Origin of the sequence: Streptomyces sp. R21 (genome assembly GCF_041051975.1) — a bacterium.
In the GTDB taxonomy this organism is placed as follows: domain Bacteria; phylum Actinomycetota; class Actinomycetes; order Streptomycetales; family Streptomycetaceae; genus Streptomyces.
On record NZ_CP163435.1, the window covers coordinates 2,460,628 to 2,481,055 of the forward strand.

The following is a 20,428-nucleotide window of genomic DNA, read 5'->3' on the forward strand; positions in this document are numbered from 1 at the left end:
ATACGCCCATGCGCAGCACCCGTAATCCCCTACCTCCGCGAGGAATCACCGTGCCGCACTCCCCCCGCAGCCACCGTCGCCGTATCCTCCACCCTCTGCCGCTCCTGGCCGCCGGCGCACTGATCGCGGCGGGCGCCGTCGCGCTTCCGCAGCTCACGCCCGACGCAGACGCCGCGACCACCCTGCGGGGGTACGCCGACGGCCGCGGCGTGCGGATCGGCGCGGCCGTCGGCGACACTCCGCTCACCGCCGACTCGTCGTACACGGCCGTCCTGGACCGGGAGTTCAACTCGGTGACGGCGGAGAACGCGATGAAGTGGGACGCGCTGGAGCCGAGCCGTGGCACCTACGACTGGGCGGCGGCCGACCGGCTGGTCGCCCACGCCCGGGCGCACCACCAGGGCGTACGGGGCCACACACTCGCCTGGTACGCCCAGCTCCCCTCCTGGCTCAAGAACGGCAACTTCACCGCCGCCCAGCTGAACACGATCCTCAAGAACCACATCAACACGACCGTCGGCCGCTACAAGGGCAAGGTGTACGCCTGGGACGTGGTCAACGAGACACTCAACGATGACGGTTCGATGCGCAGTTCGCTCTGGCAGGACAAGCTCGGCACCGGCTACATCGCGAACGCGCTGAAGTGGGCGCACGCCGCCGACCCGGCCGCCAAGCTGTACATCAACGACTACAACATCGAGGCGGCGGGCGCGAAGAGCGACGCCCTGTACGCGCTCGCCAAGCGACTCCTCGCGCAGGGCGTCCCGTTGAACGGGATCGGCTTCCAGTCGCACTTCGTGGTCGGCCAGGTTCCGCCGACGATGAAGGCGAACCTGAAGCGCTTCTCCGACCTCGGCCTGGAGGTCTCCGTCACCGAACTCGACATCCGCATCCCGCTCCCCGCGTCCTCCGCCGAACTCGCCCAGCAGTCCGCCGACTACAAGACCGCGAGCGAGAACTGCCTGGGCGTCGCCCACTGCGCGGGCGTCACCGTCTGGGGCCTCACCGACAAGTACTCCTGGATCCCGGGCACCTTCAACGGCTACGGCGCCGCCCTCCCGTACAACGCGAACTACGCGGCGAAGCGGGCGTACACGGGGCTGTCGATCGGGCTCAATCCGGCGGCCTGAGCCCAGGGTTGAGGCCGTGCCGCAAATCCCGCGCCGTCTGCCCATAGCGGGACTTGAGAGCTCGCCCGATGTGCCACGGATCGTGCATGCCCCAGCGGGCGGCGACGGCGGCCGCGGTGCGGCCGGCGTGCGCGGGGTCGAGCAGGTCGCGGCGGATGCGGGCGAGGCGTTCGTCGCGCAGCCAGGCCGCGAAGGAGATCCCGGTGGGCCGGAAGAGGCGGTGCAGTTGGCGGGCGGAGATGCCGTGGGCGGCGGCGACGGACTCGACGCACAAGGAGGGGTCGGCGATGTTCGCCAGGGCGTGGACGCGGATGCGGTCGACCAGATCGGTGGCCGCGTCCACGCGCGCCGGCGCCCGGTCCGTGAACGCGGCGACGAGCAGGGAGACGAGGGCGTCCCCGAGGTGGCCGTCGGCCGGGCCCGCCAGGTCGTCGAGATGACGGCCCAGGCCGGAGAGGAACGCCGCGAGTACGGCTGGGGTGCCGGCGTCGGTGGGCAGGCGCTCGGCGGTGCGGTGCGCAATCGCGTCGGCGTACGGGCCGAGCGCGGTGCGCGGCATGCCGACGGCGATCACGTCGCAGCCTTCGGCCACGGCGAGCCGGTAGGGCCGGGTCATGTCGAACACCACCAGGTCGCCGCTGTCCGCGGAGGCGTGGCTGCGGCCCTGTGCCGCCACCGCGACCGACCGGTGCAGGGTCACCTTCAGCAGTTCGGGGTCGGTGGAGCTGATCACCCGGGCGGGGCGCGCGACGACGTGCCCGGAGCCACGGATCCGCGCCACGGCCCCCTGCCCGAGGGCGGCGGCGTCGATATGGGCCCGGAACCCGTCGACACCCGGCGCGGTCACCGAGAGCGGTGCGAGGATCGAGGAGGCCGCGGTCTGCAGCTGGCCGACGGTGGCGTGGTGTAAGTGGATCGCGCCGCTGTGCATGGAGATCGTCCCCTGTTCTCCGTGTCCGTCCGGATAGGTGGTGGAGCCATGGGTTCTGCGCCATTTCCTGTGACGCTACGCCGAGTTGAGGGGTTCCTTGGCGCGAACTGGCGACTGCCCGGGCGCGATGTGGCGAGTCGCCGGACCACTCTCCGCCTACCGTGAAGCACGGGGGAGCGCTGTCGGCCGGGGCTTCGGCCCCGGCCGACCACACCCGACGGCACGGCCGGGCGGGCCACACGCGTCGCCCGGCCGACTCCCCTCTCTCCCTTCCCCCCTCCTTTCACCTTCCCTTTTCCCTTTTTCATTTCCCTCCCTCCGGTGACCTAGGTATATTCGGGCATTACCTAGAGCCTCTAGGTTCGAAGGAGTGCGGAGGGGATCACCCATGGCCCGAGCAGGGCTGACGGCCGATCGGATCGTGGCGGCCGCGGCCGACCTGGCGGACGAGGTCGGCTTCGCGAACGTCACGGTGTCCGCGCTCGCACGCCATTTCGGCGTCAAGGACGCGAGCCTGTATTCGCACGTCAAGAACCTGCAGGACCTGCGGGCACGGATCGCCCTGCGCGCGTCCGGCGAGATGATCGACCGGATCGGCACCGCCGTGGCCGGGCGGGCGGGCAAGGACGCGCTCGTCGCGTTTGCGGGCGCCTATCGGGAGTACGCGCTGGAACACCCCGGCCGCTACATGGCCACCCACACACAGCTCGACCCCGCCCTCGTCGCCGACATCGAGGCGTACCGGCGTACCGCCGAGCTCACGTACAGCATCACGTACGGCATGCTCCGCGCCTACGGCCTGTCCGAGCCCGGCCTCACCGACGCCGTCCGCCTGCTGCGCAGCACCTTCCACGGCTACTGCGCCCTGGAGGCGATCGGCGGTTTCGGCGCCCCCCGCGACGTACGGACTTCGTGGGACCGGGCGCTCGACGCCCTGCACATCGCACTGGAGAACTGGCCGCGAGAGGAGCGGAACGATGCGTGACACGTCCCTGTACTACGAGGTGCGCGGGAGCGGCCCGGTGCTGCTGGTCGTCCCCGGCGGGGCCGGGCATCCCATGGGCTTCGACGCGATGACGGACCGGCTCACCGACCGCTTCACGGTGGTGACGTACGACCCGCTGGGCCTCGCGCACGGCCGGCTCGGCGAGCCGGTCGAGGAGCAGCGGGTGAGGTCGTGGAGCGACGGCGCCCGCCGGGTCCTCACCGAACTCCTGCCGGACGGCGAGTCCGCGTACGTCCTCGGCACCAGCTCCGGCGCCATCGCCGCGCTCGACCTGCTCACCAGCCATCCGGAAAACCTGCGCCATGTGATCGCGCACGAGCCACCGGTCGTGGAGGTCCTCCCCGACGCGGCCCGGCAGCGGAGGATGTTCACGGAGGTCTACGAGACCTACCGCGCGGCGGGCCTGCAAGCGGCGGGGACCCGGCTGCTCGCGGGCTTGGCGGACCGAACGCCGGACGCGGATCAGGACTCAGCGGAGGCTGACCACGAGTCCAAGGCGGCGGCACCTCAACCCCCCTCACCCACCGACGAGTTGACCACCCCCATGGCTCTCTTCCTCACCCGCGTACTGCGCCGGTTCACCGCGTACGCACCGGATCTCGACGCCCTCAAGCCCCTTGCCCCTCGCCTCACCCTCGCCGCCGGAGTCGACTCACGGGGCCAACTCCTGCACCGTACGGCCGCGTTGACGGCCGAACTGAGCGGCGCGGACTTCGTGGAGTTTCCCGGCGGCCATATAGGTGTCGCCGAGCATCCGGCGGAGTTCGCGGAGCGGGTGGCGCAAGTGCTGCTAGCTGCCTGAGGATTGCCCGCTGAGCGCCTGCACATCCTCGTACGTCGGTGTCGCGCCCTCGATCGGGCGGCCGGCCCGGATGTCGGCGACCGTGTCGAGGACCGCGCCGAGGGCCCGCCGGTAGAGGAGGGACCCGAGGCTGACCCTGCGGACCCCGAGGTCGGCGAAGTGGGTGAGGGGCGGTCCGGAGGGTGAGTAGAGGAGATTGAGGGGGACGTCGAGGTTCTTCACCAGGGTGGCGATCTCCGTCGGATCGGTCAGCCCGGGGACGAACACGCCGTCCGCGCCCGCCTGTTGATAGACGTCGAGGCGGCGCGCGGTGTCGAGGGCGTCTCCCTGGGCGAGCCAGTACGTATCGGTGCGGGCGTTGACGAACAGGTCCGGCACGGCGGCCTTCACTGCGGCGATCTTCGCGGCGTGCAGGTCGGCGGAGCCGAGACCGTCCTCCATGTTGATGCCGACGGCACCGGCGGCTGCCAGCTCACGCGCCAACTCGGCGACGTCGTCCGGTTCTTCACTGAACCCGTCCTCGGCGTCGACTGACAACAGGTACGGCTGCCCGCCGAGTTGCCGGGCGAGACGCACCGTCACCTCGCGGGTCACCCCCGTCCCGTCCGGCAGGCCGGCCGCAGCGGCGACACCGAGGCTCGTCGTGCCGATCGCCGGGAAGCCCTCGGCGGCAAGGGCGGCTGCCGAGGCGTGGTCCCAGGCGTTGGGCAGCAGTAGAAGGGTGTCGGCCTGGTGAAGTGCGGCAAAGGGGGTCACACGAGCCTCCCGACGCCGTCGGCGTAGTACGTCGATCCCTTCAGATGCAGGGCGAGTTCGCGAAACGACCACCCTTCACCCGGGGACTCGTCGAGCTGCTCCTCGGTGAGCACGGCCAGCCGGTTCGCCCAGATCCTGGCCAGCCGGATGAGCCGACTACGCGCCTCGTCGAGATCCTCGGGCGTGAACGGGGCGAGGTCCGCCCCGGTCGTACTCGCCGAGGCGTGCCAGTGGTCGGGCTGCGGGGGCTCCCCCACGAGCCGGGCCTCCAACTCGGCAAGATGGTCGATGAGATGGTCCGCCACACGACGAATCGCCTTGTGCGGGGTGTAGACCCGGTCGTCCACGCGGGTGGGTTTGCCGTCCCAGTCCGTCCAGGTGGCCGCCAGGTCGAGAACGTGATCCACCATGCCGACGACGGCTTCCGCCGGGGATTCCTGCCTGCTCTCGGTCATACGAGAACGGTAGAGGCGGAACGGTTCGGTGCCGGCCGAAGTGTGGCCCCGGCCCCAGATGATCTCCCGGCGGCGGCAACGCCCTCCCGATGGCGGCAACCTTTCCCACCCCGGTGGCAACCCCGGATCATGACAACCGCAAGACCTCACACAACGCACCGCCGCCGTCGCCGTATGAACCGCAAGCCGGTCGTCGGTGCGCTCGCGGCTGCTGCCCTGCTGGCCGGTGCCTGGTACGCGACGGCGGCGACGGTGGACTCGGGCAGCGGGAGCGGTGGCTCGGTCGCGGCCGGGGCGTCCACGGGCGCCTCCTCCTCCGCCGTGGCGGACTCGGCAACCACCGCGTCCGGGTCCCCCTCCCGGACGGCCGACGCCTCCGCGTCCCCGACGGCCAAGGCGAAGGCGTCGTCGACGGCCAAGGCGGCGGGCGCCGCGTCCGGCACCCTCGCCGTCACCAACACCACTCTCACCCTGCCCGCCAAATTCCCTTATCTGTCCGCGGGTTACAACAACACCCGCGAGTGGACGCGTACGGCGACCGCGGTGGCGCCGGACGGGACGCTGCGGGTCGCGTGGCCCGCGGCCGATGGTGTGCACGTCACGCCGTTGACGGCGGCGGGGAAGCGGTCCGCGAAGGACACGGTGGTGAAGGGGGCCAAGGAGGTCGGCGGGCTTGTCGCGCACAACGACGGGTTCGCGCTGCTGACGCGGGTCGCCGACACGAACAAGTGGAACGAGACAGCCGCGGCGCTGATCCGCTACAAGAACGGCGCGCAGGCCTTCCGTACGAAGCTCACGGGGACGGCGTCGAACGACACGGCACCGCTTCTCGACGGCCAACTGGCCTGGAACGGAACGAAGTACGGGGCGTACTTCGTCGTCCACGGCGCGGGCGGCTTTGCCGACGGCCACTACGGCGACAAGCTCACGTACGTCAGCCCGACCGGCTCGAAGCAGAGCGGCGGCTGGAGTTGGGGGTGCAGTCACAACGAGGGCATCGCGCTGCACGCCGAGTCCACCGGCGCGTTCACCTCGCTCTGCTTCGACGACTGGCGCTCGGGCCTGTTCGTGTCGACGGGCATCGGCGCGCCCGACACCGCGCCCGTCGTCCAGCGCGAGCAGTGCTGGGCCGGCTACTGCGGCGGCACGTTCGCGGGACGAACCGGCGACCTGGTGAAGTCCTCGACCGGCCGGTACGCCACCGCGTTCGCGTCCCGCGGCGCCGCCTCCGCCGCCAAGAACCCGGACGACACGAGCGGCCGGGGCTGGACGGTGAAGCCGAGGACGAAGACGCACCAGGTCGCCGTCGCCTTCCTCAAGAACCGCAACACGCCCTCGGGCAAGCCGGTTTACCTCACGAGCGCCACCGGGACCGAGAACGTCAACGTGCACGTGGCCCCGTACGGCAAGGACCGGCTCCTCGTCTCCTGGGAGTCCCTGAAGAACGCCAAGTGCGCGAACGGCACCTGCACGGGCACCTTCAGCGGCACCCACCTCCGCCTCGTCGACTGGAACGGCACCGCCAAGTCGGCGGACAAGGTGGTCTCGGCCCGCATCTCGGGCGACATCGCGATCCACAAGGACGCCACGCTCACCTGGGCGTACGCACCCGTCACACCGTCGTACGCGACGCCGCTCACGGGCTCCTCGCCCTCGACGAGCACCCTGAAGATCGCCCGCTTGACGCCCTGACGCCGGCCGGATCACGCAAGTCCCGGTGCCCACGAGCGGGGGCACCGGGACTTCCCCGGGTTCATCCGGCGCCCTACCCCCCGTTCACCTCCACGACCGGGTCCGCCCCGTCCCCCAGCCGCACCCTCGCCCCGCCGCCCCCGGACCAGGTCACGACGATCCCGTCCGCCCCGTCCGCACGCACGGACACCATTTCCGCGAGGGGCGTGGGTTCCTGCTCCCCGGTCAGCCGGGCCAGCGCGACGAACAGGGTCGAGCCGTCGCCCGTGGTGCCCGTCAGGCCGGTCGGCCCGTCCAACAGGCCGACGGCGGGCAGAAGTTCGGCACGGGCACCCTCTCCCGCCGCCCACCCCGTGATCCGCACCGGCGTCCCGGGCGCCGCGCCCGTCACCCGATGCGCTCGCACCTCCGCCGCACCGCGGGCGAGGACGACGCTCGTCACCCGGGCGTCGCCGCCCGCGGTGTGGCGGGATGCCACCCAGCCCTCGCCCGTGCCGAGCGGCTCGATGTCCGTGCGGGTCGGGTCCTCGCCGACGATCACGCTGTTGTCGTACGACGCCGAAGGCTCCGTCACGGTCGAGTAGGCGAGCCGTGTGTAGTACGGGTCGTAGCGGACGTCCTCGCTGCCGTGGTTGTGGAGGCGGACCAGGCCGTCCGAAGTGGTGGTCTGGATCAGCCAGTTGGGCGGGCGGACGGGGGTGACGGCGTCGGTGCGGTCCGTCGGACCGGGCTGTTCGGGGGCGGTCCAGGCCTCGTGGTCGGGCGGCAGGAGCAGGCCGACGAACGCCTTGCTGGCCCAGTACGGCGACGCCGGGCCCGAATAGCCTTGCAGGAGCGCCTCGTTGGGGCCGTGCCAGCCGAGGGTGAGCAAGCCCCGGTCATCGACGGCACCCCGGTCGAGGAAGTACTTCAGCGCCCCCGAGGCGAGCCTTCGCGTCTCGCCGGACTTCAGCGGCGTACGGCCCGTCAGCGCGCCCAGCCACAGCGGGGCGGTGGTCGCGAAGCGGTAGGTGAGGGAGCGGCCCTGGTGCATGGGGGCTCCGTCGGAGCCGAACAGCAGGGCGTAGTCGGCGAGATGGGTCTCCAGGCGGCCGCCGTAGAGGTCGAGCAGGCGGGGGTCTTGCTCCAGCCAGGCGTGCAGCACCGGATACAGGTGCATCGCCCAGCCGTTGTAGTAGTCGAAGGCCCGTCCAGGACCGTCGCTGTACCAGCCCTCCCCGACGTACCACGGCTCGATGCGGTCGAGGCCGCGGTCGATCGCCGCGCTCGCGGCCTCGGGCTCGTAGCCGATCTCCCGCAGGAAGCCGCCGACCGTGACGGGGAACAACTCCCAGTTGCAGGCCCAGGGTTCGGCGGTGAGGGCGTCCGAGAGCCATCCCGCGGCGCGCTCGCGCACGGGTGCGTCGAGCCGGTCCCACAGCAGCGGGCGGGTCAGCCGCAGCGCGAGGGCGATGGACGCGGCCTCGACGAGCGGCTGGCTGCGGTCGGTGATGCGCGGCCAGACGCCCGCGGTGCCGGCGGCGAGGCCGTCCGCGTACCGCTCCAGGGCCTTCTCGTCGCGCCGGAAGGCGGCCAGCAGCAGCGTACGGGCGTATCCCTCCAGTCCGTCGGAGAGCTTCCCCGCCCAGCTCGTGCGGTCGCCGGGCAGGTGGTAGAGGGCGCCGTCCGCGGTGGCGTACGGCGCCACGGCGGCCAGCAGGGAGTCCGCGGCCGCCTCCCAATGGGCGCGCGTGTAGCCGGTGTACGGGCTGAGCGTGCGGTCTTCCGGCGGCGGAGGGAAGGGAAGGGACACGGGAGGCTTCCAGTCTCGATCAGGGGGCGGCTGCTTCGGAACGGGCTCGGGACAGGCTTCGGACCTGCGCGGCAGTCAGGCACGACGGGCATCGGGCCCGCGCGGCGGTCAGGCACGACAGGCGTCGGGCCCGCGCCGCCGACCGGCACAGGCGTAGGGCCCGTCCTCACGGACAGGCCCAGGCCTGGGGCGCCCCGGTTCCGGTCGGGACGCCCCAGGGTCTCATCCCACCCTCACCAGGCCCTCCGGCACCAGATGCCGGTCGACCAATTCGTCGCGCACCAGCACCGCGTACACCGTGGCGCCGTGCACCGAGGTGTGGGTGTTGTCCCTTTTCTCGTTGTACAGGTAGATCGCTTTGGAGCCCTCGACGCCCAGCGACTCGACGAGGGCCTTGGTCCTGGCGGTCAGGTCGATCAGCGGGACGTTCTCGGCCGCCGCGACCGAGCGGATGACCGCCGGGTGATCCACGCCGAGGCCGTTCACCAGCAGCGCGGTGTTGTTGTTCAAGGTACCGTCCGCGTTGAACCAGCGCCGGACGATCGGTGTGACGAGAACGGGTTCCCCTCCCTCGGCACGTACACCCGCGACAAGCGTTTCCAGGTTCGCACGGTATGTCGGTTCGTCGGTGGTCTTGTCGTTGTGGGCGAGCTGGATGAGGACGAGGTCGCCCGCGCGGATCAGCGGCTGGACGGTCGGGAACAGCGCCGGGTTCTCGAGGTAGGTGACCGTACTCTCCCCGGAATCGGCGTAGTTGGCGACCGAGAGCCCCTTGCGGAGGAACTGGGGAAGCTGCTGGCCCCAGCCGGAGTAGGGGTCGCCGGGCTGGTCGCAGACCGTGGAGTCGCCGACCAGGAAGATCTGGCGGGCGTGCCGTGCGGGCGTGACGCGGATGTCGGCCAGCGCGGGTGCCGAGCCGCCGATCGCCAGGTCCAGACCCGCCGTGCCGTCGGCGCCGGTCGGTTCGCCCTCGGGGGTGCGGACGTTCACGGTGAAGGAGCGGGCCACGGGCTCACCGGCCGCGGTGGCGGTCTCGGGCAGCAGCGAGCGCCGGGTCTCGCCGCTGATGCTCGTACTGGCCGCGCTGTCGCCGCCGAGGAGCACCTTCACGTCGTATGTGCCGGGCGCCACCGCGAAGTGGCATGCGCTCGCCGTGCAGTTCTCCAGGCCCAGGGCGGGCCCGTGCCCATGCGCCTGTGCCTGCGCCGGGGTGACCGACAGGGCGGTGACTGCGGTCAGCGCTGCCAGCACGGCAACGGGGGTGGTCTTGAAACGTCTCACTGCGGCTCCTCCAACAGGACGACGGGACCTGGCGGCTGGGACGGTACCGCTCCGGACAAGCGCTTTCTAGTCCTCGGCTCGATTTCACATGATTGCCAACTCCAAGCGAGTGAAAGCCCTTTCGCGAAATCGATTCAACTGTCACTCTGCGAGACACCCGCAAACCCCCACGCCCTCCGAAGGAGGCACCCCCACATGTCCGGATCCGCCCGCAGATCGGTCCGCCGCCGTACCTTCGTCCTCGGCGCGAGCGCCGCCGCAGGATCGGCCGCCCTCGCCGGACCCCTCGCCGGCACGGCCGCCGCCGCGGCCTTCGGCTACACCGACGACGGCTCGAACTACGTCATCGACACCGGCGCCAACCTCGTCTTCAAGGTCAGCAAGACCAACGGCGACCTGACCTCGCTCGTCTACCGCGGCACGGAGTACCAGGGCTACGGCGGCAAGAACTCGCACGTCGAGTCGGGCCTCGGCACCTCCACCGTGACGATCAAACAGTCCGGTTCGTCGATTCTGGTCTCGGTCGCGTACGGCACGCTGAAGCTCTACTACGCGGCCCGCAGCGGCGAGAACAACGTCTACGTGTGGACCAACAAGGCCGACACGTCGGTCAGCGCGACCCGCTACATCGTGCGCGTCAAGGCGGGCCTCTTCCTCAACGACGAGCCCGATTCCTACACTTACGCGCCCACCACCATCGAGGCCTCGGACGTCTTCGCGAAGTCCGACGGCCAGACGCGCTCCAAGCACTACTCGAAGCTCCGCGTCATCGACTACGACTACATCGGCTGGAAGACCGGCAGCGTCGGCCTGTGGATGGTGCGCAGCAACCACGAGAAGGCGTCCGGCGGCCCGTTCTACCGCTCGCTGCTACGGCACCAGAGCGCCGACGGCGGCGGCCTGTACGAGATCCTGTACTACGGCGAGAACCAGACCGAGGCGCAGCGGTTCGGGCTCCAGGGGCCCTACGTCATCGCCTTCACGGACGGGGGCGCGCCCTCCTCGTCGCTGTACCACGGCAACCTGACCACGTCCTGGGCGGACTCGCTCGGCATCTCCGGATACGTCGCCGCGGGCGGCCGGGGCAAGGTCGCGGGCGTCGGCATCTCGGGGCGGGACACGGCATTCGCGTACACGGTGGGGATCGCCAACTCGGCCGCCCAGTACTGGGGTTCGGCGCGCTCCTCGGACGGCTACTTCTCGATCGCGGGCGTGCTGCCGGGGACGTACACCCTGACGGTCTTCAAGGGTGAACTCGCCGTCTACACCGGCTCGGTGACGGTCACGGCGGGTGGCACGACCACGCTCAACACGATCGCGATCCCGTCGTCGAACGACCCGGGCAACGCGAGCGCGATCTGGCGGATCGGCAACTGGGACGGCACGCCGAGCGGGTTCAAGAACGCGGACCTGATGACGTACGCGCATCCCTCCGACCCGCGGGCCGCCGCCTGGACGGGCAACGTGGTGATCGGCAGTGGCAGTGAGACGTCCGCGTTCCCGGCGTACATCTGGAAGGACGTCAACAGCGGTCTGCTGGTGTACTTCAAGCTGACGGCGGCGCAGGCGGCGGCCGCGCACACGCTGCGGATCGGGGTGACGACGGCGTACGCGAACGGCCGGCCGCAGATCGCCGTCAACTCCTGGACGTCGGCGATCCCTTCACCGCCCACCCAGCCGAGCACGCGGTCGCTCACCGTCGGCTCCTACCGGGGCAACAACTACACGTTCACGTACAGCGTTCCGGCCAGCGCCTGGCTGACGGACACCAGCCAGTACAACATCCTGAAGATCAACGTGGTGAGCGGTTCGGGCACCACGTCGTACCTCAGCGCGGGCACGTCGATCGACGCGCTGGACCTGCTGGCCTGACCCCGGCAACCTCCGGGCGGCGGGCGGCGACTGCAGAGCATGACTGAGCCGAACCCGCACTCCGCAGAGCAGCACCGGCACCGTCGCTCCCTCACCCGACGCCGTACCGTCGCGTTCGCGACCGGCACCGCGGCGGCCCTCGGGCTCGTCGCGGTGTCGCTGGTCCCCAGGGCGCAGGCCGCCACGGTGATCACCGTCGCCAAGGACGGCTCCGGCACGTACACGACCGTGCAGGCTGCGATCAACGCGGCCGCCGCGGGCGACACCATCTCCGTCGGGAAGGGCACCTACACGGAGATCGTCAAGGTGCCGACGTCCAAGTCCGGCCTGACGATCAAGGGCGCCACCGGCAACGCCGAGGACGTCGTCATCACCTACGACCGGGCCGCCGGGTACACGGACTCCAGCGGCAACAAGTACGGCACCCTGGGCAGTTCGGTCGCGACGTTCTCGGCGAACAATCTGACCGTCACCGGCGTCACGATCCAGAACACCTTCTCCAAGGCCGCGCACCCGGAGATCACCGACACCCAGGCGGTCGCCGTCACCGCGCAGGGCGACCGGCAGAGGTTCACGGGCGACCGATTCATCGGACACCAGGACACGGTCCTGAACTGGGCGCCGTCGGCCACCGGACAGTACCGGCAGTACTTCTCCTCCTCCTTCATCGCCGGAGACGTCGACTTCATCTTCGGCAACGCCACCGCCGTCTACGACCGCGTCAACATCCAGCTGCGCAACTCGGGCGCGGCGGCGGGCGGACTGAACGGCTTCCTCGCCGCGCCGAACACCAACTCCGCGAAGACGTACGGGATTCTGATCACCGGCAGCACGATCTCCAGCCCGGCCGCCGCCAACACGTATTACCTGGGCCGCCCTTGGCACCCGACGTCGGACGCGGTGGCACAGTTCGTCATCCGGGGGACCTCGCTGCCGGCGGCCGTGAAGACGGCCGGGCCCTGGACCGACATGAGCGGCTACTCGTGGAAGAACGCCCGCTTCTTCGAGTACAAGAACACGGGTGCCGGTGCGACCGTGAACTCCAACCGTCCGCAGCTCACCGACCCCCAGGCCGCGAACTACACGGCCCAGAAGTACCTGGCGGGCACGGACGGCTGGAATCCCATCGGCTGACGTCACATCAGGATGACCGTGTCCACTGCTGGTTGGTGCCTCCGTTGCAGGTGTACGTGATCAGTGCGGCGGAGTTGGCGGTGGACGCGCCGTTCACGTCCAGGCACTCGCCGCTCGCGCGGGACTTCAGCAGGACGTAGCTGCCCGACGTGGTGACCGACCACTGCTGGGTGGTCGCGGTGGTGCAGTTCTCCTGGGTGACGTTCGTGGCGTTCTCGGTCAGGCACAGGGAGCTGTGCCGGGTCATCAGCTCGTAGTAGCCGCTGCCGACGGACTTGAACCAGTACTTCTGGTTGGTGCCGCCGTTGCAGGTGTACTGGGCGAGCGCGACGCCCTGCCACAGCGACTGGCTGGGGACGTCGGCGCACTTGCCGGAGTGCCGGGCGGTCAGCGTCTCGTAGGTGGCGCTGGTGCCGGTGACCGTCCCGGCGGTCGTGTCGACGGTGATCTCGGGAGACCAGCTCATGCTGAGGCTGGTGCTGCTCGGGAAGGTGAGCGGCAACCACACGTACCGCGAGTCGTTGACGGTCCCGCCGAAGGAGTTGCCCCAGCGGTCGCCCATGTAGAGGTACGAGGTGCCCGAAGTGCCCTGCACCGGAAGGACGTACGCGGTCTGCGAGTTGAACGCCGTCGAGTCGCCGACGTTCGTCATCGCACTCCACGGACCGGCGAGTGAGGTCGCCGTCGCGTACTGCTGCTGGTTGGGGTTCCAGCCCGTGGCGGCCGAAGTCAGCATGAAATACACGCCGCCCCGCTTGAAGAGCGCGGGGGCCTCGCGATGCCCGCCGGGCCACGGGTTGGCGGTCAGGCTCGCGATGCCCGTGTAGTCGGCCGTGAGCTTGTAGATGTGCAGGTCGTAGTTCTCGTTGGCGGCCGACGCCATGTAGCCGGTGCCGTCGGTGTCGACGAAGACCGTGATGTCGCGGGACATGGAGTCGCCGAGCGGCCGGAAGCTGCCCTGATAGGTGTAGTTGCCGTCGACGGTGCTCGACACCGCGACGGCGGCACGCGCCTCGCTGTAGTCGCTGCCGTTCTCCTTGTGCATCCACATCACGAACTTGCCGGTGGACGCGTTGTACATGACCTTGGGACGCTCGATGTTGGCGCTCGCCAGCTCGCTCGCGCTGGACTGGCTCAGCACATGGTTGCGGAACTCCCAGTTCTTCAGGTCGGTGGACCGGTAGGTGTCCACGTACTGGAAGGTGTTGTCGGCGTTGCGGTGCTCGCCGAACCAGTAGTAGTAGCTGCCGACCTTGATGACCCCGCCGCCGTGCGCGTGCACGGCATTGCCCGAACTGTCCGTGAACTGCGTGCCGTTGGCGACGGTCTGGGCCGCGGCCTGCGCGGGACCGGCGGTGGCCAGAGCTCCGAACAGGCCCAGACAGAGGGCCAGGAGAACCACATACGCACGTCTCATCTCACACACTCTCCTTCAGTACGGTGAAGTGGCGGGCGAAGCCCGAGAGTCCGGGCAAAGCGCGGATCGGCGTCCAGGTGCGCAGCCCGTCGAGGCTGTCGCTGTAGTAGTACTTCTTCTCCGCGTAGCCGTCGAAATAGATCCGCCATCCGCCGTTGTCGAGGCGCACCAGGGCCGGGCCCTCGCGCCAGCTGCCCCAGCCCGCCCAGTCGCCCGTGCCGGTGAAGGTGTAGGGCCCGGCGAGCCGGTCGGCGACCGCGTGCTCCAGATACTTGGTCGTCTCCTGCTTGGTGATGGCGTGGTACTTGCCCCCGTGGCGGACGACGAACGTGTCGATGTAGTTGGCGTTGTCGAGGCCCGAAAGCGGCTTCGGCAGCGACCAGTTGAGGAGCGAGGAGTCGCTCGCGGTGAGCAGGTGCGGCCGGAAGACCGAGTTGTTGGCGGTGTCGAGCGCGACGACGATGTTCACGCTGCCGTTCGCCGGGTCGACGAACCACTCGGGCGCCCAGGTGCGGGCCAGACCGGGCGTCGGGAGGGTGTGGTTCGCGACGAACTGCCAGCTCGTACGGTCCTTGCTGCGCGCGAACCCGATCGTGTTCCCGGTCCAGTTGGTGGTGTAGACGATCCAGTAGTACCCGTCGGAGTGCTTGATGAGCGACGGGTCGCGGATCAGGCCGGCGGGCGGGGTGTAGGCCGGTCCCTTCAGCAGGGAGTACGTCAGCGCGTCGGCGGACTCGTAGACGTACAGGTTGCTTTCGCTGCTGTTGGTGAACGCCGTCATCGTGAAGCGGCTGGTGGCGGCGGGCTTGCGGACGGGGGTGTCGGCGACGGGGATACCGAAGTCCGGGGTGCCGTCCTCGCGCCAGCCCAGCTTCTGGATACGGGTGTGGCGGTTGGGGTCGTTCAGCGGGTCGCCGACGATCTCCTTGTACTGGCGGGCGTGGTACACGAGGACGTCGGTGCGGCCGTCCTCGGCGACCGTGAAGCAGTTGTGGCCCGGGCCGTACTGCTTCGTCGTGTCGTTGCTGGTGAAGACGGGGGTGGGCGACTTGGACCAGCTCGCCGGGTCCATGAGGTCGCTGTCCGCTTCGGCGGTGAGCAGGCCGAGGCAGTAGTGGTAGTCGGTGGCGCTGGCGGAGTACGACATGAAGAGGCGGCCGCCCCGGGCGATGACCGACGGGCCTTCGTTGACCTTGTAGCCGATGCACTCCCAGTCCAACTCCGGTGTGGTGAGCCGGACCTGAGGTCCCGTCAGAGTCCATGGGTTCGCCATCGCGGACAGGAAGATACCGGTGTTGTTGTCCAGTCCGGGTTCGTGCTGCGCCCACGCGAGGAAGCGCGTGCCGTTGTGCTCGAAGGTCGTGGCGTCGAGGGAGAAGGTCTCCCAGGCCGTCTTGATCTGCCCCTTCTCCGTCCAACTCCCCTTGAAGGGATCGGCGTTGTCGTTCTCCAGCACCCAGATGCGGATGGCCCACACGTCGTTCGCGGGCGCGGAGGCGAAGTAGATGTACCACTTGCCGTCGATGTGGTGGATCTCCGGCGCCCAGATGTGCGCGCCCATGGGCCCGCTCGTGTGCTTCTTCCAGATGACCGACTCGTCGGCCGTCGCCAGCCCGCGCAGGGTGCGGGAGCGGCGCAGGATGATCCGGTCGTACTCGGGGGCGGTGGCCGTGAAGTAGTAGTGACCGTCGGTGTGCCGGTGGATGTGGGGGTCGGCGCGGTTGCGGACGAGGGGGCTCGGGTACGAGGCGGTGCGGGCCTCGGCCACACCGGGGACAGCGACGAGCGCGCCCGCGGCCAGGGCGGCGCCCTTCAGCACCAGTCTGCGGCTGGGGACGTCGGGCAGGTCGTCAACGCGGCTCATGCGGAGGGCCTCTCGGGGGTGGGGGACGAGGGGGCAAGGGGACGACGAGGTGCAAGGGGGACGGCTGACAGCTTTGACGCGATTCGTTCGACATGTCGTACGTCATCTGACATTCCGAACGCCGAAAAGGTAAGTGCGTGTTACGGGGAGGTCAACGGGTCGGACGCGACTGAGGGGAACCGAAAATTTCTGTTATCGGCGGCCCCCTTCCTCCGTCTCCTATGCGTGCGCAGCCTCCCCCACACCACAGCAGCCGCCGCAGGCGCCCTCGCGGCGGTGGCCCTGACGATCACCGTCCCCGCCACCGCCCGGGCGGCCGGGACCCAGGACGTCACCGCGGCGGTCCGCGCCGACCGGGACGTCGCGCTCACCGGCGACGCGGTCGTCACCGTGCCGGCCGGGACCACCACGTACGACGGAGTGATCCACGGCGAGGGCACGCTCACCGTTCGCGGCAGCGGCACGCTGATCCTCACCAAGGACAGCGACTTCACGCTCCCGAAGTCCCGACAGCGGCAGAGCGTGCGGACGCAGGGCGGCAACCACCCGTACACGACGGTCACGAACCCCGATCCGCCCGCGATCACCGTCGAACGCGGCGCGACCCTCCAGTACGGCACGGGCGGCGGCACCGGCCTGATCGGCCACTTCCCGTACGGCACCCCGGGCTATCAGCTCAACCAGCTCAACGTCCGCGTCGACGGCACCCTGCGCCTCTCGCTCACCCGCACCTTCAACATCGGCACCATCAGCGGCTCGGGCCTGGTCACCCAGCCGCGCAACATGTGGGGCACGCTCGACCTCGCCGGAACCCACCCCTTCTCAGGAGTGATCGACAACGGCACCGGGATGGCGGTGGGCCGCCCCGAGTACCCGGTGGCGCTGCCCAACGCCCGCGCCGTCCTGAACCAGGGCTCCTGGATCATCGACACCCCGCTCTACCAGACGATCACCCTGCGCCAGGACTTCTACCAGCGCGAGTACGGCAGTGACGTCAACGTGCACACCCGGCCCGGCAGCAAGGTCGTGCTCACCGGCCAGTACAGCTATAGCGACCGAGGTGGCGACACGGACCCGTCACTCAGCGACCCGAGCATCAACTGGCGTGCCATCGCCCACCAGTTGAACAAGCGCGGCACCAACATCGAGGGTGCGAACGTCCAGTGGGGCGACGGCACCACCCACAAGATCTTCATGCCGGGTACGGCCGACACCGTCTACATCAACCTCCATGAGGCAAGCGGACGCCGCTCCTTGCTGACCTTCGCCTACAACGGCCCCGTCACGCTGGGCGCCCCGATCGGCGGCGGCAGATACCACGACACGCTCGCCGCGCCCGGCGCCGGGGACGTCGTGATCAAGGGGACGTCCGGCAACGACGTCACGTTTGCCGCGAAGCAGCACTACGACGGCTCGACCACCATCGAGAAGGGGGCCGTGCTGCGGCTCGGCTCGGGCTCCCCCGGCGGCGACGGCTCGCTGATGACCGGCACGGTACGGCGCACCATCGTCAACAACGGCACGCTCGTCGTCCGCAATACGTCAACTCCCGTTTCCCTGTCGCGACTTGGCGGCACCGGCGGCCTGACCCAGTCCGGCGCCGCGACGACGACCCTGACGGGCGGCGAAGTGACGTACAAGGGGACGACGACGATCACGAAGGGCACCCTCGCCCTCGCCTCCGGCGCCTCCCTCACCCATAGCAGGGCGATCCGGCTCACCTCGGCCGGAGCGCGGCTGGACGCACGGAAGGCCGGCCTGCGGGTGGCGACCTCGCTCACCGGCAAGGGCACGGTCCAGGGCGCGGTGACCAACGACGGCGAGGTCGCGGGCGGACCGACGGTGACCGGTTCCTACACGCAGACCCCGAAGGGCGAACTGGTCTTGGGCGGACGGCCATTGAAGGTGACCGGCGCCGTCCGCCTGGCCGGGGACCTGGACCTGGCGACCGCCGGATCCACCCCGTCCCCCTCCCGCACCATCACCGTGCTCAACCACACCGGCGCCACGAAGACCACCGGCACCTTCACCGGGTTGCGCGAAGGCGCCAAGGTCAAGCTCGCCGACACCACGTACCGCATCACCTACCGGGGCGGCGACGGCAACGACGTCGTCCTGACCACCGCCACCACCGCGAGCCCCTCGGCGACCACCCGCGCGAACACGGCGCCCGGAACGTCGGAGGTCGACACCCGCGCCGCGGGCGCCTCCGCCGCAGCCAAGGGGTTCGGCTGGTGGCCGTACGCCCTGGGGCTCGGACTGCTGGGCGGCCTCCTGATCCCGGCGACCCGGCGGACGCGGGGCGGGGGACGGAGGCGGGGCGGGCGGCATGTGTCGAAGGGGTAGCGCGGACGGCGGTGGTCGGCGTCCTGCGACCACGCCATGGCGCCGGTGATCGAGATTCCCGCGCGGTGCGCGACGCCTCAACGGCGCGGCATGCCTCCCGTCTTCGCCCCGGCTGCCCAAGGTCTGAGGCCGGCGGTCGACCCCGCGCCGGTGCTCGCTGTACCGGCTGGGACACTGCCACCATGGACACGACACCCGAGCACATAAGCTCCCGGACAGCAGCCGGGTGGACCGTCGCGCTCGCGGTCCTCGGAGGATTCACCGGCTTCGCCTGGGACGGGCCGTTCCTCGCCGTTACCTGCGCCCTTTCCCTGGGAGGCGGCGCCGCTCTGGGCACGGTCCTGTCCCGCCGTCGAATGATCGCAACCATCCGGGAAGGCCACGGGAAGGCCGCCGCGCTCGGGTACGCCGACGGGATCGCGGACATGACGGTGCTGGGGATATCCGCATACAGCGCGGCTGTCTTTCCGCTGTCCGGCCCCGGCGCGGTAGACACCGCCGAGCGCGTGGCGCGCCGTAAGGCCGCCTACTACCTCACAGCCGCCGAGGGACTCCCCCACCCCATTCGCGAGGCCGCGGCCGCCGCTCTGGAAGCCATCGATGGCGGAAGTGAACGCGACACCCAGTCCGCCATCGAGAACCTCATGAACGCCGTTCAGGAGCAGCGCCGCGGAGCGTGACTGCCAGGCCCTCGCTCACGGCGTCCTACAGGGGGACGCCGCAGGCCGCCGGTCCTCGTAGGACAGGCCCGGTCCACCGTCGTCCGCCACTGTCGATGCCATTCGCCGATGTCAGGCAATGGGATGCGTCGTGCGCTGCTGCTCTACGTCCGCCGGGGCAAAATCATCCCCGGCTGTCGACTCACCCGTCTGGACCTGTCGGACTGTGCAGGCGGGGCGGTCGGCATGACGCTGGAAGCCGAGCCCGCGGGACGGCCGGAGAGACCACCCGGTGCACCGGACCCGCCCGTCGAGCCGAGGAGAGGCCGGGTTCCCGCGCAGGGCTTCACCGTTGCAGAGCGCCTGCTGCGCCGGGCGTCCTGATCCCGGGGACGCCATGACCGGGGGGCGCCTCCAGGCTGCCCATCCTCCAGGAGCGTGATCATGGCCCGGAACCGCTGTCTGATCCTGAGCTCGCCAGCCGAAGTCTGGCGCCTGCTGTCCGACGGCCACCGCTACGGGGAGTGGGTGACAGGAACCCAGCAGGTCCTCGCCGCGGACCCGCATTGGCCAGACGTCGGTGCCCGACTTCAAGTCCGCGTCGGCGCGGGCCCTCTGACCCTCGACGACACCTGCGTCGTCCGGATCTCCGAACCGCGACACCGTCTGGAACTGGAAGCGAAGGCAGATCCCTTCGGCGCGGCTCGCATCGCCATGAAGTTGACCCCCTGGGGCGAGCACACCCTCTTCACCCTCGATTGGCACCCCCTCCGAGGCCCCGGCACCCGGATGCACGGACTCCCCGTGAACTACTTCGTCTCGGTCCGCAACGGCATGATGCTGACGAAGCTGGCTCGGATCGCGGTGCGCGAGCATGACGCGACCGTGTGAGGCACCTTGCAAACACCCGAGGCGGTTCACTGCTCGTGAAGGACCACCTATCGATGTCGGTTGGTGGCCTCTTCCTTGACCCCCGCCAGGATTCGAACCTGCGACACCTGCTTTTTGGAGTTCTATCCGAGCCCGAGCCTGCTCCGGATGCTGTCGTCGGCTGATGCGACGGCCGGACAGAGTCGCTGGTGTACGCCTCCGTCCGGCGTCGTTGATATCAGCCGTGGATGTCAGAAATTCTGACCCGTAGCTCTACAGAGATCGGTCAACAGGGGTTATAGAGGTCGCCGTTCGGCCTCTCAGGGTGCCTGTTGGCCATGGTCGGTTGCTGTGGCTGCTGTACAGCAACCACCCGCGGACTATCGCCGGGAGGTCATGTGCTCATAGAGACCGAGGAACG

At 69.9% G+C, this 20,428-nt stretch carries 16 protein-coding genes and 1 pseudogene; 9 read left to right on the forward strand and 8 right to left on the reverse strand.

Annotated features, from left to right (window positions below; genetic code table 11):
* Window positions 1-50: 50 nt before the first annotated feature.
* On the forward strand, window positions 51-1,130 hold the full coding sequence (locus AB5J56_RS11115) for an endo-1,4-beta-xylanase (protein WP_369232520.1): 1,080 nt from the start codon (window positions 51-53) through the stop codon (window positions 1,128-1,130).
* Here the strand turns inward: AB5J56_RS11115 and AB5J56_RS11120 are convergent.
* On the reverse strand, window positions 1,114-2,061 hold the full coding sequence (locus AB5J56_RS11120; RefSeq protein ID WP_369232521.1) for a helix-turn-helix domain-containing protein: 948 nt from the start codon (window positions 2,059-2,061) through the stop codon (window positions 1,114-1,116). The two genes, AB5J56_RS11115 and AB5J56_RS11120, sit on opposite strands and share 17 nt — an antisense overlap.
* A gap of 388 nt (window positions 2,062-2,449) precedes the next feature.
* Between AB5J56_RS11120 and AB5J56_RS11125 the strand changes: the two genes are divergently transcribed.
* Both AB5J56_RS11125 and AB5J56_RS11130 read left to right on the forward strand, forming a co-directional pair.
* The gene (locus AB5J56_RS11125; RefSeq protein ID WP_369232522.1) at window positions 2,450-3,046 is read left to right on the forward strand and encodes a TetR/AcrR family transcriptional regulator; all 597 of its coding nucleotides are present in this window, start codon (window positions 2,450-2,452) and stop codon (window positions 3,044-3,046) included.
* Window positions 3,039-3,869, forward strand: coding sequence for an alpha/beta fold hydrolase (locus AB5J56_RS11130; protein ID WP_369232523.1), 831 nt, complete (start codon window positions 3,039-3,041; stop codon window positions 3,867-3,869). The genes AB5J56_RS11125 and AB5J56_RS11130 overlap by 8 nt, the downstream gene beginning before the upstream one ends.
* Here AB5J56_RS11130 and AB5J56_RS11135 read toward each other — a convergent pair.
* Together AB5J56_RS11135 and AB5J56_RS11140 are read right to left on the reverse strand one after the other, a co-directional pair.
* Window positions 3,858-4,625: an isocitrate lyase/phosphoenolpyruvate mutase family protein gene (locus AB5J56_RS11135; protein ID WP_369232524.1), complete on the reverse strand. Its 768-nt coding sequence runs from the start codon at window positions 4,623-4,625 to the stop codon at window positions 3,858-3,860. The two genes, AB5J56_RS11130 and AB5J56_RS11135, sit on opposite strands and share 12 nt — an antisense overlap.
* Entirely contained in the window at window positions 4,622-5,080 is a 459-nt protein-coding gene (locus AB5J56_RS11140; protein ID WP_369232525.1) for a hypothetical protein, read from the reverse strand. Before AB5J56_RS11140 ends, AB5J56_RS11135 begins: the two co-directional genes overlap by 4 nt.
* A 129-nt stretch (window positions 5,081-5,209) precedes the next feature.
* Between AB5J56_RS11140 and AB5J56_RS11145 the strand changes: the two genes are divergently transcribed.
* A complete protein-coding gene (locus tag AB5J56_RS11145) occupies window positions 5,210-6,772 on the forward strand; it encodes a hypothetical protein (RefSeq protein ID WP_369232526.1) in 1,563 nt (520 codons plus the stop codon).
* Between the two features lie 73 nt (window positions 6,773-6,845).
* Here AB5J56_RS11145 and AB5J56_RS11150 read toward each other — a convergent pair whose 3' ends face one another.
* Window positions 6,846-8,564 (reverse strand): DUF2264 domain-containing protein, encoded by a 1,719-nt coding sequence (locus AB5J56_RS11150; protein WP_369232527.1) that lies wholly within the window; start codon window positions 8,562-8,564, stop codon window positions 6,846-6,848.
* Window positions 8,565-8,786: 222 nt separating this feature from the next.
* Window positions 8,787-9,845, reverse strand: coding sequence for a rhamnogalacturonan acetylesterase (locus AB5J56_RS11155; RefSeq protein ID WP_369232528.1), 1,059 nt, complete (start codon window positions 9,843-9,845; stop codon window positions 8,787-8,789).
* A 195-nt stretch (window positions 9,846-10,040) separates the two neighbouring features.
* On the opposite strand from AB5J56_RS11155, the gene AB5J56_RS11160 reads away from it, so the two are divergent.
* Together AB5J56_RS11160 and AB5J56_RS11165 are read left to right on the forward strand one after the other, a co-directional pair.
* Window positions 10,041-11,717, forward strand: coding sequence for a rhamnogalacturonan lyase B N-terminal domain-containing protein (locus tag AB5J56_RS11160; RefSeq protein WP_369232529.1), 1,677 nt, complete (start codon window positions 10,041-10,043; stop codon window positions 11,715-11,717).
* Between the two features lie 39 nt (window positions 11,718-11,756).
* Window positions 11,757-12,851 (forward strand): pectinesterase family protein, encoded by a 1,095-nt coding sequence (locus AB5J56_RS11165; protein WP_369232530.1) that lies wholly within the window; start codon window positions 11,757-11,759, stop codon window positions 12,849-12,851.
* Between the two features lie 7 nt (window positions 12,852-12,858).
* Here the strand turns inward: AB5J56_RS11165 and AB5J56_RS11170 are convergent, their stop codons facing one another.
* The 3 genes and pseudogenes from AB5J56_RS11170 to AB5J56_RS11180 form a co-directional block, all read right to left on the reverse strand.
* Entirely contained in the window at window positions 12,859-14,268 is a 1,410-nt protein-coding gene (locus tag AB5J56_RS11170) for an RICIN domain-containing protein (RefSeq protein WP_369232531.1), read from the reverse strand.
* 1 nt (window position 14,269) lies between these two features.
* Window positions 14,270-15,049: a glycoside hydrolase family 43 protein gene (locus AB5J56_RS11175; protein ID WP_369242495.1), complete on the reverse strand. Its 780-nt coding sequence runs from the start codon at window positions 15,047-15,049 to the stop codon at window positions 14,270-14,272.
* Window positions 15,050-15,085: 36 nt separating this feature from the next.
* Window positions 15,086-16,132 (reverse strand): annotated as a pseudogene (locus tag AB5J56_RS11180) (family 43 glycosylhydrolase); the annotation flags it as partial.
* Between the two features lie 225 nt (window positions 16,133-16,357).
* Here AB5J56_RS11180 and AB5J56_RS11185 point away from each other — a divergent pair.
* From AB5J56_RS11185 to AB5J56_RS11195, 3 genes are all read left to right on the forward strand, one after another.
* Complete coding sequence (locus tag AB5J56_RS11185; protein ID WP_369232532.1) at window positions 16,358-18,478, forward strand: autotransporter; 2,121 nt, start codon at window positions 16,358-16,360, stop codon at window positions 18,476-18,478.
* Between the two features lie 182 nt (window positions 18,479-18,660).
* Window positions 18,661-19,158 carry a hypothetical protein gene (locus tag AB5J56_RS11190; protein ID WP_369232533.1) on the forward strand — a complete coding sequence of 166 codons (498 nt, stop codon included), beginning with the start codon at window positions 18,661-18,663 and terminating at the stop codon, window positions 19,156-19,158.
* A gap of 423 nt (window positions 19,159-19,581) precedes the next feature.
* Window positions 19,582-20,028 carry an SRPBCC family protein gene (locus tag AB5J56_RS11195; RefSeq protein ID WP_369232534.1) on the forward strand — a complete coding sequence of 149 codons (447 nt, stop codon included), beginning with the start codon at window positions 19,582-19,584 and terminating at the stop codon, window positions 20,026-20,028.
* Window positions 20,029-20,428 lie beyond the last annotated feature (400 nt).